Annotated in this window: 12 protein-coding genes; 6 read left to right on the plus strand and 6 right to left on the minus strand. The window is 62.0% G+C overall.

The annotated features are described in order from the left end of the window. Positions 1 to 48 precede the first annotated feature (48 nt). On the plus strand, positions 49 to 309 hold the full coding sequence (locus tag VXM67_RS19740; protein ID WP_023381602.1) for a DUF2790 domain-containing protein: 261 nt from the start codon (positions 49 to 51) through the stop codon (positions 307 to 309). A 58-nt stretch (positions 310 to 367) separates the two neighbouring features. Here the strand turns inward: VXM67_RS19740 and VXM67_RS19745 are convergent, their stop codons facing one another. Beyond that, entirely contained in the window at positions 368 to 1,927 is a 1,560-nt protein-coding gene (locus VXM67_RS19745) for a sigma-54-dependent transcriptional regulator (RefSeq protein ID WP_367237335.1), read from the minus strand. Between the two features lie 254 nt (positions 1,928 to 2,181). On the opposite strand from VXM67_RS19745, the gene phhA reads away from it, so the two are divergent. The 4 genes from phhA to VXM67_RS19765 all read left to right on the plus strand — a co-directional run bounded on the left by phhA (position 2,182) and on the right by VXM67_RS19765 (position 5,057). Then, positions 2,182 to 2,970, plus strand: coding sequence for a phenylalanine 4-monooxygenase (phhA, locus tag VXM67_RS19750; protein ID WP_023381604.1), 789 nt, complete (start codon positions 2,182 to 2,184; stop codon positions 2,968 to 2,970). 39 nt (positions 2,971 to 3,009) lie between these two features. Next, positions 3,010 to 3,366, plus strand: coding sequence for a 4a-hydroxytetrahydrobiopterin dehydratase (locus tag VXM67_RS19755; RefSeq protein ID WP_003254532.1), 357 nt, complete (start codon positions 3,010 to 3,012; stop codon positions 3,364 to 3,366). Between the two features lie 264 nt (positions 3,367 to 3,630). Continuing rightward, positions 3,631 to 3,759, plus strand: a complete 129-nt coding sequence (locus VXM67_RS19760; protein ID WP_023381605.1) for a hypothetical protein — start codon at positions 3,631 to 3,633, stop codon at positions 3,757 to 3,759. 98 nt (positions 3,760 to 3,857) lie between these two features. Further along, a complete protein-coding gene (locus tag VXM67_RS19765; RefSeq protein ID WP_287168340.1) occupies positions 3,858 to 5,057 on the plus strand; it encodes an MFS transporter in 1,200 nt (399 codons plus the stop codon). Between the two features lie 107 nt (positions 5,058 to 5,164). Here the strand turns inward: VXM67_RS19765 and VXM67_RS19770 are convergent, their stop codons facing one another. Then, positions 5,165 to 8,185: an FAD-binding and (Fe-S)-binding domain-containing protein gene (locus tag VXM67_RS19770; protein ID WP_367237336.1), complete on the minus strand. Its 3,021-nt coding sequence runs from the start codon at positions 8,183 to 8,185 to the stop codon at positions 5,165 to 5,167. Positions 8,186 to 8,337: 152 nt separating this feature from the next. On the opposite strand from VXM67_RS19770, the gene VXM67_RS19775 reads away from it, so the two are divergent. Further along, on the plus strand, positions 8,338 to 9,222 hold the full coding sequence (locus VXM67_RS19775; RefSeq protein WP_023381608.1) for a LysR substrate-binding domain-containing protein: 885 nt from the start codon (positions 8,338 to 8,340) through the stop codon (positions 9,220 to 9,222). 121 nt (positions 9,223 to 9,343) lie between these two features. On the opposite strand, the gene VXM67_RS19780 is transcribed toward VXM67_RS19775, so the two are convergent. From VXM67_RS19780 to VXM67_RS19795, 4 genes are all read right to left on the minus strand, one after another. Continuing rightward, positions 9,344 to 10,762, minus strand: coding sequence for an amino acid permease (locus VXM67_RS19780; RefSeq protein ID WP_162144470.1), 1,419 nt, complete (start codon positions 10,760 to 10,762; stop codon positions 9,344 to 9,346). Between the two features lie 638 nt (positions 10,763 to 11,400). Continuing rightward, positions 11,401 to 12,465 (minus strand): 23S rRNA pseudouridine(2605) synthase RluB, encoded by a 1,065-nt coding sequence (gene rluB, locus VXM67_RS19785; protein ID WP_023381611.1) that lies wholly within the window; start codon positions 12,463 to 12,465, stop codon positions 11,401 to 11,403. A gap of 213 nt (positions 12,466 to 12,678) precedes the next feature. Continuing rightward, positions 12,679 to 13,422, minus strand: a complete 744-nt coding sequence (gene scpB / locus VXM67_RS19790) for an SMC-Scp complex subunit ScpB (protein WP_023381612.1) — start codon at positions 13,420 to 13,422, stop codon at positions 12,679 to 12,681. Continuing rightward, positions 13,409 to 14,134: a ScpA family protein gene (locus tag VXM67_RS19795; protein WP_162144471.1), complete on the minus strand. Its 726-nt coding sequence runs from the start codon at positions 14,132 to 14,134 to the stop codon at positions 13,409 to 13,411. Before VXM67_RS19795 ends, scpB begins: the two co-directional genes overlap by 14 nt. Between the last annotated feature and the right edge of the window lie 99 nt (positions 14,135 to 14,233).

The following is a 14,233-nucleotide window of genomic DNA, read 5'->3' on the forward strand; positions in this document are numbered from 1 at the left end:
CCAAAAGCGCCGCGCACCCCCTCACGACCTTAGAAAGGTAAAATGAAAATGAAAGCGTTACTGGCATTGGTACTTGGCAGTGTTGTTTGCAGCGCAGCGATGGCGGGCGAAGTTGCAAAAGAGGCCGAGCAGATTCCGGTTGAACAATACAGTTACTCGCAGCACCTGGACATCGCCCGCGTGATCTCCATGAGCGAAGTGCCTAATGTCTGCGAAGTAGTACCTGCCCGCATGACCTACGAGGACTCCAAGGGCCAGAAGCACGTTCTCGAATACCGTGTGATGGGTAACGGTTGCTCTAACGGCTAAGTTTCTCTGGCGTTGCGAGCTGGAATGGGGCCCCACTGGGGCCCTTTCGCGTTCTTGACTATTCACCCGACTTGTTGAGCGAATAATCACGCAACTTATTGGCAATCGTCGTGTGCGAAACCCCCAGTCGTTTTCCCAATGCCCGACTGCTTGGGTATTCGGCCATCAAACTTTCCAGTACGGCTTTTTCAAAGCGCCCGATAATCTGCGAAAGGTCCCCGTCCAGGGAAAACTCACCCAACGGTTGGCGCACGCCATAGTCCGGCAAACGAATATGTTCGCTTTTCACCACCCCGCCCTCGCATAACGACACGGCCTGGAACAGCACGTTCTCCAATTGCCGCACGTTGCCTGGCCAATGATAGTGGCCGAGCTTATCCATCGCCGCTGGCGCCAGACGCGGCATCGCACAGCCAATCTGCCGGCTGGCCTGGTCGAGAAAATGCTGCACCAAGCCCTCCAGCCCGTCCATGCACTCACGCAGCGGCGGAATATGCAACGACAGCACGTTGAGGCGGTGGTAGAGGTCCTGGCGGAACTCGCCGCGCGCGCACAATTCAGACAAATCCACCTGGGTTGCACAGATGACCCGGACATCCAGGTACACCTCTTCATCGCTGCCAACACGACGGAAACACCCGTCCTGCAGAAAACGCAGCAGTTTCACTTGAAGACGCGGGCTCATTTCCCCTACCCCGTCGAGGAACAGCGTGCCGCCCGCCGTCAGCTCCAGCAGCCCAAGCTTGCCCTCGGCCCGCGCGCCCTCGAAAGCGCCGGGCCCGTAGCCGAACAATTCGGTCTCCGCCATGGACTCCGGCAAGCCGGCACAATTGAGTGCCATCAACGGCGCTTGGCCACGCGGGCTGGCCAGATGGCAGGCACGGGCCAGCAACTCCTTGCCGGTTCCGGTCTCTCCCTCGATCAACAGGGGCGCATCGAGCGGCGCCATGCGCCGCGCCTCACGCACCACCGCAGCCATCAAGCGTGAACTCTGGAAGATGCTGTCGAAGCCACGCAACTCCTGCTTGCGCACGTTGTAGATGCGCTCGCCGATACGGTCGGCGCGATGCAGGGTCAGCACCGCACCGGCAAGCGCCTCGCTGTCATCGTGCTCGGACTGCAAGGGCGCGATGTCAGCCAGGAATACATCGCCCTTGACCTTGACGCGCATGCCGTTGATACGCGATTTGTTGGCTCGCACCAGCTCCGGCAGGTCGAAATCCTCGACGTAGCGTGCCAATGGCATGCCAGGCACCTCATCGACCCGCACCCCCAGCAGCTGTGCAGCGGTGCGGTTCGCGGCGACGATGCTGCCACCCATGTCGATCGACAGCACCGGAAAATCCAATGCGCCGAGCAACGCGTTGAGCTCCATGTGCCGGCGCTCGCTGGGCATCAGCCCCACGCGCTTGACCCCGAACACCCCGGCGATGGACTCGAACTTTGGCCTCAGCGCCTGGAACTGCAGGTTGATCAGGTTGGGACAGTGCAGGTAAATGGCGTTGCCATGGTCACCCCCCACCTCCCCGCGCAGCACGTTGATGCCGTATTCCACCAGCAGGTTGAGAATGTCCCGAAGGATGCCGATGCGGTTTTGGCAATGGACTTTGATACGCATGAAAGCTCTCGAAGCGCCGAAGTTTTTCACCTACGCGCGGAAAAGTCGTAAAGATAAGCTGACAAATTCATCGAATTCTCCAGCCTGACGCTGCGGATTTTCAGGCAAAGCGCTGATTTTGTAAAATTATCGTTACAACAACGAGACGAAAAGCGCTAGTCGCAGCCAGGACACACCGTGCAATCGGGCGGTTGAAGGGATATTCCTAGGGTATGTCGTGGACATAACAAGAAAAGCCCTACCAGGAGAGCCACATGAAACAGACGCAGTACGTGGCACGCGAGCCCGATGCGCACGGTTTTATCGACTACCCGCAGCAAGAGCATGCGGTGTGGAACACACTGATCACTCGCCAGATGAAGGTCATCGAGGGCCGTGCGTGCCAGGAATACCTGGACGGCATCGATCAGTTGCAATTGCCGCATGACCGCATTCCACAACTGGGCGAGATCAACAAAGTGCTGGGAGCCACCACCGGCTGGCAAGTCGCCCGCGTGCCCGCACTGATCCCCTTCCAGACCTTCTTCGAACTGCTCGCCAGCAAGCGCTTCCCGGTAGCGACGTTCATCCGCACCCCGGAAGAGCTCGACTACCTGCAGGAACCGGACATCTTCCACGAAATCTTCGGCCACTGCCCACTGCTGACCAACCCCTGGTTCGCCGAATTCACCCATACCTATGGCAAGCTCGGCCTGGCCGCGACCAAGGAACAGCGCGTCTACCTAGCCCGTCTGTACTGGATGACCATCGAGTTCGGCCTCATGGAAACCCCGCAAGGTCGCAAGATCTATGGTGGCGGCATCCTCTCCTCGCCGAAAGAAACCGTCTACAGTCTCTCGGACGAGCCAGAACACCAGGCCTTCGACCCGATCGAAGCGATGCGCACCCCTTATCGTATCGACATTCTGCAACCGATCTACTTCGTGCTGCCCAACCTCAAGCGCCTGTTCGACCTGGCCCATGAAGACATCATGGGCATGGTTCACCAGGCCATGCAGCTGGGCCTGCATGCGCCGAAGTTTCCACCCAAGGTCGCTGCCTGAGCGACCTTGCCGATAACAACTCAAACCGGAAAACAACCCATGAATGCCTTGAACCAAGCCCATTGCGAAGCCTGCCGAGCCGACGCGCCGAAAGTGACCGACGAAGAACTGGCGGAGCTGATTCGCGAGATCCCGGACTGGAACATCGAAGTGCGTGACGGCCACATGGAGCTGGAGCGTGTGTTCCTGTTCAAGAACTTCAAGCACGCGCTGGCCTTCACCAACGCTGTCGGCGAAATCGCCGAAGCCGAAGGCCACCACCCAGGCCTGCTGACCGAGTGGGGCAAAGTCACCGTGACCTGGTGGAGCCACTCGATCAAAGGCCTGCATCGCAACGACTTCATCATGTGCGCACGCACCGACAAAGTTGCCGAGACGGCTGAAGGCCGCAAGTAACCGCACGCCGTCCAAAAGCGGGGGGCGCTTGCCCCCTTTCGCGACGCAAGGCCACACCCACGCAGTGCACGCCCACCCTGTCGGCGGGGCGCAGCGCCTCTGCCTGCGCCCTGGATTCAACGCCCGATATCCGCCCGCAAAACCGACAGTTGACCGGCAAAAAGTTCAAACTGTCATCCCGAGTGCTGTATCCTGCCCCAGCTTTTCGAAGCCACTCACGCGCCTGGCGCAGTCTTTTCACTCACTCTTGCGAGGAACGACGAGATGCATGAAATCCCGAATCTTCCCTTCCCAAGCCTGAACCCCGAAGAGCAATCCGTTGCCGCCCACACCGAACCGACGCCTGGCGTCGAGCAGGATGGCGACGATAAATCCAGCGCCGACCAGGAATAACCGCGCACGCCCTCCGACAGTGTGAAAACGGCTGACCCGCGGTCTACCCTTGTCATCGCGTTTTCACACCGTCCAGAACCTCTGCCACGAAGGCCCCCATGCCAGATTCACCGCGACCTCTTGCGGTCACCCAGCAAGTCGTCTCCATCGTTCTCTTCACTTTCATCGGCTACCTGAACATCGGCATCCCCCTGGCCGTGCTGCCCGGCTATGTGCATAACGACCTGGGCTTCAGCGCCGTGGTCGCCGGCCTGGTGATCAGCGTCCAGTACCTGGCCACCCTGCTCAGCCGCCCCACCGCCGGGCGCATCATCGATAACCTCGGCAGCAAGAAGGCCGTCATGTACGGCCTGTTCGGCTGCGGCCTGAGCGGCGTGTTCATGCTGGCTTGCGCCTTCCTCAATGACCTGCCGTGGTTGAGCCTTGCCTGCCTGTTCGTCGGCCGCCTGGTACTAGGCAGCGCTGAAAGCCTGGTGGGCTCCGGCTCCATCGGCTGGGGCATTGGCCGGGTCGGCGCCGAACATACCGCCAAGGTCATCTCCTGGAATGGCATCGCCAGCTATGGTGCTCTGGCCGTCGGCGCACCGCTGGGCGTGCTGATGGTCAAGAGCCTGGGCCTGTGGAGCATGGGAGCGAGCATCCTATTGCTGGGCATCATCGGCTTGCTGCTGGCCTGGCCGAAGCGCGCCGCACCTGTCGTCAGTGGCGTTCGCCTGCCGTTCATGCGGGTATTGGGCAAGGTCTTCCCCCATGGTTCCGGACTGGCGCTGGGCTCGATCGGCTTCGGCACCATCGCCACCTTCATTACCCTGTACTACGCCAGCCGCCAATGGCCCAACGCAGCACTGACCCTGAGCCTGTTCGGCGCGAGCTTCATCTGCGCACGGCTATTGTTCGGCAACATGATCAACCGGCTTGGTGGTTTTCGGGTGGCCATTGCCTGTCTTTCGGTGGAGACCGTGGGCCTGCTCATGCTGTGGCTGGCGCCAAACGCGGAAATGGCCCTGGCGGGCGCCGCCCTCAGTGGCTTCGGGTTCTCGCTGGTGTTTCCAGCGCTGGGCGTGGAAGCGGTCAATCAGGTCTCGGCGGCCAACCGTGGCGCAGCGGTGGGGGCCTACTCGCTGTTCATCGACCTGTCGCTGGGGATCACCGGCCCCTTGGTCGGTGCTGTGGCGTCGGGGTTCGGATTCGCTTCGATGTTTCTGTTCGCGGCGGCGGCGTCCTGCTGCGGACTTGCGTTGAGCCTGTACCTTTACCAACAGGCGCGGCGAGCCCGCAAAATGCCGCGATCATCCTGAATCGCCAACGCCCTCTTCGCGCCAAAGCCGACCCCACAGATAAGGGCCGCATCAGCCCATGGTTGTGAGTTCATCCACGAAGAAGGCGCCCCGTCTGCGCCCGCGGATCAGCGCTGCGCGTACTGCAACACCACCTCCAGCGGGTGGCGCATCTGCCGCTCGGTCATGCGCTTGACCTGGCTGCGGCACGAATAACCGGTCGCCAGCGCCTCACCTTCCTTGTCCAGCTTGGTCGCCCAGGACTGCTCGAAGATGGTCCGCGAGGTCTGCTGATTGCGCGCCTCATGCCCATAGGTGCCGGACATGCCGCAGCACCCGGTGGCCTCGGTCACCAACTTCAGGCCCAGACGGGCGAACACCTGCTCCCACTGCTTGGTGCTGGCCGGCACATTGGTCTTCTCGGTGCAGTGGGCCATCAGCCGGAAGGTGCCTGGCGCGACCACAGCCTGCTCCGGCAACACCTCCATCAACCACTCCTGGGGTAACAGCACTTTCGGGCACGCGTCCAGGCCAGGCACCTTCTGGTATTCCTGGCGGTAGACCAGGGTCATCGCCGGGTCCAAGCCCACCAGCGGCACGCCACAGTCGGCCAGCGCCTTGAGCTGGGTAGCGTTGCGGATCGCAGCCTTGGCGAAGGCGCCCAGGAAGCCTTGCACATGCAGCGGCTTGCCATTGGCACTGTAAGGCGCCAGAAATACCCGATGGCCCAGGCGGTGGGCCAGCTCGATGAACGATGCCAGCAGCGGTGTCTCGAAGTACCGGGTGAAGGCGTCCTGCACCAGCACGATGCTGCACTCGCGTTGGGCCGGGGTGAGCTCACGCAGGGCCGGTACGCTGGCCACACCCACCCGGCAGCGAGTCAGGGTCGACTGGAAGTTGAAGCGGCTGATCAGCGGGCTGTCGACCATCCCAACCTTATCGGCCAGCAGCTTGCTGACCCATTTCGAGCCCATCACCGCGTTGTAAATCCCTGGCGCATGAGCCAGGTACGGGATGGTGAATTCCAGCGAGCCGATCAGGTAGTCACGCAGCGGACGCTGGTAGCGACCGTGGTACAGCTCAAGGAAGCGCGAGCGGAAGTCTGGAACATTGACCTTGATCGGGCACTGACCCGCGCACGACTTGCACGCCAGGCAACCGGCCATGGCGTCGTACACCTCGTGGGAAAAGTCCGCCTGCCCCTGCTGACGGGCGCGATTGTTGCGCAGGCGTGCCGGCAGGCCCTTGAGCCAGGACACCTTGTTGCGCGCCACCGCCAGCACGTCGACATCGGCTTCGCCTTGCAGGCGCAGCCACTCACGCATCAGCGAGGCACGGCCCTTGGGCGAGTGCTGGCGCTCGCGGGTGGCCTTCCACGAGGGGCACATGGCGTCGTTGGGGTCGTAGTTGTAGCAGGCGCCGTTGCCGTTGCAGTGCACGGCGCTGGGGAAGTCCTGCCACACGCGCTCGCTGATGGTACGGTCGAGATCGCCGCGCAAGGTCACACCATCGACCGGTGTCAGGCCTTCGGCGCTGTCCGGCGGGGTGCAGATCTTGCCTGGGTTGAGCTGGTTATGCGGGTCGAAGGCGCCTTTGAGGCGCTGCAGCGCCGGGTAGAGTTCACCAAAGTACTCCGGCACGTATTCCGAGCGCAGGCCTTTGCCGTGTTCGCCCCACAGCAGGCCACCATAGCGTTTGGTCAGCGCCGCCACGGCGTCGGAAATCGGCTTGACCAGCGCCGCCTGGGCTGGATCTTTCATGTCCAGCGCCGGACGCACGTGCAGCACCCCGGCGTCGACATGGCCGAACATGCCGTAGGACAGGCCATAGCCATCGAGCAGGGCACGGAAGTCAGCGATGTAGTCGGCAAGCTGCTCTGGCGGTACCGCGGTGTCTTCCACGAAGGGCTGCGGGCGCACTTCGCCCTCGACGTTGCCCAGCAGGCCCACCGAGCGCTTGCGCATGGTGTAGACCCGCGTGACCGCGTCGCCCCCCTCAGCCAAGGTGTGGCCCAGGCGTTCGACACTGGTGTCATTCTGAAGGTGCTCGATGAACGCCTGCACCCGGGCGTTGACCTCGGTTGGCTCGTCGCCGCAGAACTCCACCAGGTTGATGCCCAGGGTCGGGCGCTCGGGGTCGGCGGGGAAATATTCAGCCACGCTGTGCCAGACGATGTCTTTCATCGCCAGCATCAGCACCTTGGAATCCACCGTCTCGATCGACAATGGCTTGAGCGCCATCAGCGCATTGGCATCGCGCAGGGCATCCATGAAGCTGGTGTAGCGAACGTTCACCAGCACCGCATACTTGGGAATCGGCAACACGTTGAGCTTGGCCTCGACCACGTAGCCCAGCGAGCCTTCGGCACCGCACAGCACGCTGTTGAGGTTGAAGCGGCCCTGTTCGTCGCGAAGGTGCGCCAGGTCGTAGCCGGTCAGGCAGCGGTTGAGCTTGGGGAAGGTACTTTCGATCAGCTCGGCCTGGGTTTCCTGGATTTCGCGAGCCATGCGGTACACCTCGCCGACCCGGCCAGGTGCGGCGCAGGCTTGCTCCAGCGCCGCATCATCGATCGGCAGGCTGTGCAGGCGCTCACCGCCAAGCAGCACGCTGTGCAACTCCAGGACGTGGTCGCGGGTCTTGCCGTAGGTGCAACTGCCCTGGCCGCTGGCGTCGGTATTGATCATGCCGCCGACAGTGGCACGATTGGAGGTGGACAGTTCAGGGGCGAAGAACAGACCGTGGGGCTTGAGCGCAGCATTGAGCTGGTCCTTGACCACCCCCGCCTGAACCCGCACCCAACGCTCCTGGACGTTGATTTCCAGAATCTTGTTCATGTGACGCGACAGGTCGACGACGATGCCGTCGGTCAGCGACTGACCGTTGGTGCCGGTACCACCGCCCCGCGGGGTCAGCTTGACCTGCTGGAAGCGTGGCTCGCCCATCAGTGTAGCGACCCGCGCCACGTCGTCGGCGTCCATCGGGAACACCGCCGCCTGGGGCAGGCGCTGGTAGATCGAGTTGTCGGTGGCCAGCACGGTGCGCGTGCCGTAGTCGGCACTGATCTGGCCACGGAAGCCGCTGCTGCGCAGGGCTTCGAGAAATTCGGGGTAGTTGGCGGCCGGCGCGCGGGTGGGCAGCTGGGCGATCATCGAAGGATGGCCTCTTGATATGGGCTAATTCACGGAAATCCTGTCTTTCCGGCATGGTTCGCTGTATGCACGGATGACGAATAGGCCCATGTTCCTGTACTTTCGCCCCAGGGGCAAACGGATAATCCTGCCGCTATCGATGACTTTTATGAATGAATTACCGCCACCTGACCCCTTCGATGTCGCTACTCCTGGCCTTCGAAGCTGCCGCCCGGCATGAAAGCTACACCCGTGCCGCCGCCGAGCTGTCCCTGACGCAGAGCGCGGTCAGCCGGCAAGTGCAGGCCTTGGAGCAGCAGCTTGGCCTGACGCTGTTCCGGCGCGAGGGCAGACAGGTGCAGCTGACCGACGTTGGCCGCCTGTACCAGCGCGAACTGAGCGAGGCGTTGGGGCGCATCCGCAACGCGACCTTGCAGGCCCTGGCATACCAGTCCGGCGTCGGCACCCTGCGCCTGGCAACCCTTCCCACCTTCGGCTCGAAATGGCTGCTACCTCGCCTGCATGCGTTCTACAGCGCGCACCCAGGCATGCTGGTGCATATACATTCACGCATCGAAGCGATCAACTTCGACACCAGCGAGATCGACGCGGCCATTGGCGTGGCCAGCCACGACTTGCCGGGCCTGATCTGCCATCGCTTGCATGCCGAAGAGCTGGTGGTGATCCTGCCGTCCGAAGCCGGCAACGACGCCCAAGGCTGGGAGCCGGCGCGGATCAGTGAAGAAGTGCTGCTTAACGTGGCCAACAACCCGCACGCCTGGGGCGAATGGTTCTCGCACCATGGCCTACCCCACCGGGCCATGCGCCTGGGGCCCAGCTTCGAGCTGACCTCACACTTGATCCAAGCGGTACGGGCCGGAATCGGCATCGGCCTGGTGCCGAGAATCCTGGTGGAGGAGGAACTGGCCAAGGGTGAGCTCTTCAGCCCAGGGACCGCCTTTGCCAGTCAACGCAGCTACTACCTGATCTACCCGCCGAGAAATGAGGCGCTGCCGTCGTTGCGAGCGTTTCGCGGGTGGTTGCTGGAGCAGATCTGATGGGCGGGTTGCCTGCAGCGACCCTCAACGTCGGCAAACCGCCCTTGACAAGCAGTGACGGACATCAAAAAACCCGACACCTGTGACCGGATGTCGGGTTTTCATTCATGCCATCAGGCGGTTACTTGGTAATGGTCCCAGCCTCGCCGACGGCCTGCGCCCCACGCTTGCCCTTAGCTACGTAGAACACATACATCACCACCAGCCACACCGGAATCGCGTACACCGACACCTGGATCCCAGGAATCTGCAGCATGACGCCCAGGATCAGCACCACGAAAGCCAGGCAGATGTAGTTGCCATAGGGGTACCACAACGCCTTGAACAGCGGCCTTTGGCCAGTGCGATCCAGATGCTGGCGGAACTTCAAGTGCGAGTAGCTGATCATCGCCCAGTTGATCACCAGGGTCGCGACCACCAGCGACATCAACAGCTCCAGCGCATTCTGCGGAATGAGGTAATTCAGCAGCACGGCGATCAAGGTCACCGCCGCCGAAACCAGAATCGAACGAACCGGCACACCGCGCTTGTCGACCTTTGCCAGCGCCGCAGGTGCATCGCCCTGCTCAGCCATACCCAGCAGCATGCGGGCGTTGCAGTAGGTACCGCTGTTGTAGACCGACAGCGCTGCAGTCAGTACCACGAAGTTCAGCAGGTGCGCAGCCACATCGCTGCCCAGCAACGAGAACACCTGGACGAACGGGCTGCTGCCGTAGCTGCCGCCAGAGGCGTCGATGCTGGCGACCAGATTGTCCCAAGGGGTCAGCGACAGCAGGACCACCAGCGCACCGATGTAGAAGATCAGGATGCGGTAGATGACCTGGTTGATCGCCTTGGGGATGACGGTTTTCGGCTTGTCGGCCTCGGCCGCGGTGAAACCGAGCATTTCCAGGCCACCGAAGGAGAACATGATGAATGCCAAGGCCATCACCAGGCCGCTGACGCCATGCGGGAAGAAGCCGCCATGCGCCCACAGGTTGGTCACCGAGGCCTCGGGGCCGCCGCTGCCGCTGGTCAACAGATAGGCACCCAGGCCGATCATGCCGACGATCGCCGCGACCTTGATGATTGCGAACCAGAACTCGGCCTCACCGAATACCTTGACGTTCATCAGGTTGATGAAGTTGATCAGCAGGAAGAAGCCCGCTGCCGTGACCCAAGTCGGGATCTCCGGCCACCAGTAGTGAATGTACTTGCCAACCGCGGTGAGCTCCGACATGCCGACCAGGATGTACAGCACCCAGCAGTTCCATCCCGACAGAAAACCGGCGAAGCCCCCCCAATATTTATGGGCAAAGTGGCTGAACGAACCGGCCACCGGCTCTTCGACGATCATTTCGCCGAGCTGGCGCATGATCATGAAGGCGATGAAGCCGCAGATGGCGTAGCCAAGGATCATCGACGGGCCGGCGGATTTCATCACGCCTGCCGAGCCGAGGAACAGACCGGTACCAATCGCGCCGCCGAGGGCGATCAATTGGATATGGCGGTTCTTCAGGCCCCGCTTGAGCTCGCCTGAATGCATGTTTTGTCCACTCATGAACGAAGTCACCTGCATTGTTTTTATCTGTGACGGAATCGGACCCACCGCGCTCGTGGCGCAGCGGAATGGGGCAAGGTGGTTACCTTGGGTTTCTTGGACACAGGCTCCGCCGGGGCGGATCAGCCGGGCGTGGCCAAGAGTGCGCGGTACGCATAAGGGTCACAGGTAAAACGCGGCGCACTGTATACCCCCGCGAACGCGCAGGCGTCAACGCGTTGCGTCGTTTCCTGGGAAAAAAACGCACCGGTCCTGTGGTGTAGGCCTTCAAAGGCGAGGTGATCGGCGTACATGGCGCCTCCATTTGTTGTTCTGTATGCCCAGCTCTGCGGAGGGGCTTCTTGCACGCGGCAATGCTCGCTATATCAGCGTGGGGCGGGGGTTTGGGCAATAGGCCGGCGGGGACAGGGCAGGTTCGAGGAGGTGCTTGTCGGCAAGTTCTGTTTACAGAAAAAGGTGACGGTCAGGGAAATCGGATGATTTCGTACAATTTTCTTTACAAGGCGGTTTGAAAACTTGCCAGTCGTCGGAAAATTTCTTTTCGTTCAAGATCTTGGCTGAGCGTTGCATGGCGCGGCCGCATCGTGCAGACATGAAAAAGCCAGCCCGAAGGCTGGCTCTTTGATCAGCAGTGCAGATCAACCACGCGGCTTGCCACGACCGCGCCCGGTTGGCTTGTCGCCTTCCGGCCTTGCAGGACGCTTGCGCATCTCGCTCGGGCGCTCGGCGACAGTGCTGCCGCGGCTGCCTTTGCGCGGGGCTTCTTCACGTGGCTGACGCGCAGGACGCTCGGCAGCGCTGCCCTCGTGCGCCGGGCGAAGGTTGCGTACGCGCTCGTTGCGGCCCAGTGGACGGGTCGACTTGCGCTGCATGCGCTCCATCTTGTCCTTGGCCTTGAGGTTCATGGCTGGCAGCGCTACCGGCTGCAGGCCCACTTCAGCGGCCAGGATGTCGATTTCGCCCTGGGTCATTTCGCGCCAGCGGCCCATCGGCAGGTCGGAATTGAGGAACACCGGGCCGAAACGTACGCGCTTCAGTCGGCTGACCACCATGCCCTGGGATTCCCACAGGCGACGTACCTCACGGTTACGCCCTTCCATTACCACGCAGTGATACCAGTGGTTGAAGCCTTCACCACCGGGGGCTTTCTGGATGTCGGTGAACTTGGCCGGGCCATCCTCGAGCATCACGCCGGCCTTGAGGCGTTCGATCATCTCGTCGTCCACCTCGCCACGCACACGCACTGCGTACTCGCGGTCCATCTCGTAGGAGGGGTGCATCAGGCGATTGGCCAGCTCACCGTCGGTGGTGAACAGCAACAGGCCAGTGGTGTTGATGTCCAGACGGCCGATGTTGATCCAGCGGCCTTCTTTCGGGCGCGGGAGGCGATCGAACACGGTCGGACGACCTTCGGGGTCGTCACGGGTGCAGATCTCGCCATCGGGCTTGTTGTACATGATCACCCGGCGAGTGGCCTCGGCGGCCTCTTCGCGCTTGATCAGCTTGCCATCGACCGTGATCGCATCGTGCAGGTCGACGCGCAGGCCGAGGGTGGCTTCGACGCCGTTGACTTTGATACGGCCCTGGCTGATCCAGGCCTCGACGTCACGGCGCGAGCCGACGCCAATGCGCGCCAGCACTTTCTGCAGCTTTTCGCCGGATGGAGGGGTGGGTTGGCTGTCTTGCAGGTCTTGCTCACTCATCTGGGCACCTCCCGGTGTAGGAATGAATCAGGGTTTGGCGACGAACGTGCCAAAAGGGCGCGTATCATACGCGGTTCCGGACGCGAGCGCACTGTAGCGCAGTGGGTTTTCTGCCCAATGGCTTATGCGCTGACCGAAGCTGCCTGATTGCCGGCAAGTCGGCAACGACACGGGACCCGAGGCTTGCCAGCGGTGGCGTCAGCGCAGACGACTTCAGGGTTCGAGCTTGCCCTCTTCCTCACGCAAATCCTCGAAGTCAGTCTTCAACCCCTCCTCCATGGCATCGAGTTCCACCAACAAGCTGCGGAAACTGGTCTCTTCCTTCGGCTCGACAACCGCTTCCTCACCCAGGCTGGCATCGGCCAACGCCTGCAAATGCGCTGGCACTGGCGCATCGTCGGGGTCCAGAAAGGGTGCAGGCTCCATCTCGCGCAACTCCGCCAACGCCGGCAGCTCTTCGAGGCTCTTGAGATTGAAGTGATCGAGAAATCCCTTGGTGGTGGCGAACATCGCTGGTCGACCGGGCACCTCACGGTAGCCGACCACGCGTATCCACTCCCGCTCCATCAAGGTCTTGATGATATTGCTGTTCACCGCCACACCCCGCACATCCTCGATCTCGCCACGGGTGATGGGCTGGCGGTAAGCGATCAATGCCAAGGTTTCCAGCAACGCACGGGAATAACGTTGCGGGCGCTCTTCCCACAGCCGCCCTACCCAGGGCGCGAAGTCCTCGCGAATCTGCAGGCGGTAGCCGCTGGCCACCTCCATGAGTTCGAATGCACGGCCAGCGCAGGACTTGCCCAGCACCTCCAGGGCCTTCTTGAACACCTTGGGTTCGGGGCGCTCGGCCTCTTCGAACAGTTCATACAAGCGTTCCAGGGATTGTGGCTTGCCCGAGGCCAGCAAAAACGCCTCGATCAGCGACGCCAAGTCGCGTGGGTCATTCAGATTCATCGGATTCTTCGACAGTTTCGGCCCGCATTCGGACATGGATCGGGGCGAAAGGCTCATTCTGCACCAGTTCGATCAGCGATTCCTTGACCAGCTCCAGAATCGCCATGAACGTCACCACCACACCCAGCTTGCCCTCCTCGGCGCCGAACAATTCGACAAATGGCACGAAGCCACCGTCCTTGAGGCGCTCCAGCACCTCGCTCATGCGTTCGCGGGTAGACAGGGCCTCGCGGGTGATCTGGTGACTTTCGAACAGGTCGTTGCGGCGCATGACCTCGGCCATGGACACCAGAAGCTCCTCCAGGCTGACCTGGGGCAACAGCTTGCGCACCTTGGCCTGGGGGGCGTCCAGGCGCGGCACGACGATATCGCGGCCAACCCGCGGCAGCTCGTCGATGCCTTCGGCAGCGGCCTTGAAGCGCTCGTACTCCTGAAGACGGCGAATCAGTTCGGCGCGCGGGTCGCCCTCTTCTTCCTCGACCTCCGACGAGCGCGGCAACAGCATGCGCGACTTGATCTCGGCCAGCACTGCGGCCATCACCAGGTACTCGGCGGCCAGCTCGAGGCGCACGCTCTTCATCAGTTCGACATAACCCATGTACTGACGGGTGATCTCGGCTACCGGGATGTCGAGGATGTCGATGTTCTGCTTGCGGATCAGGTACAGGAGCAAGTCCAGCGGGCCTTCAAAGGCTTCGAGGATGACTTCCAGCGCATCCGGCGGGATATAGAGGTCCACCGGCATCTCTGTAAGTGCTTCACCATAGACCAGCGCCAGCTGCAATTGCTGGGGCAACGCGACTTCGCTGAC

The organism is Pseudomonas sp. Rh2 (genome assembly GCF_040762985.1).
Lineage (GTDB): Bacteria > Pseudomonadota > Gammaproteobacteria > Pseudomonadales > Pseudomonadaceae > Aquipseudomonas > Aquipseudomonas taiwanensis.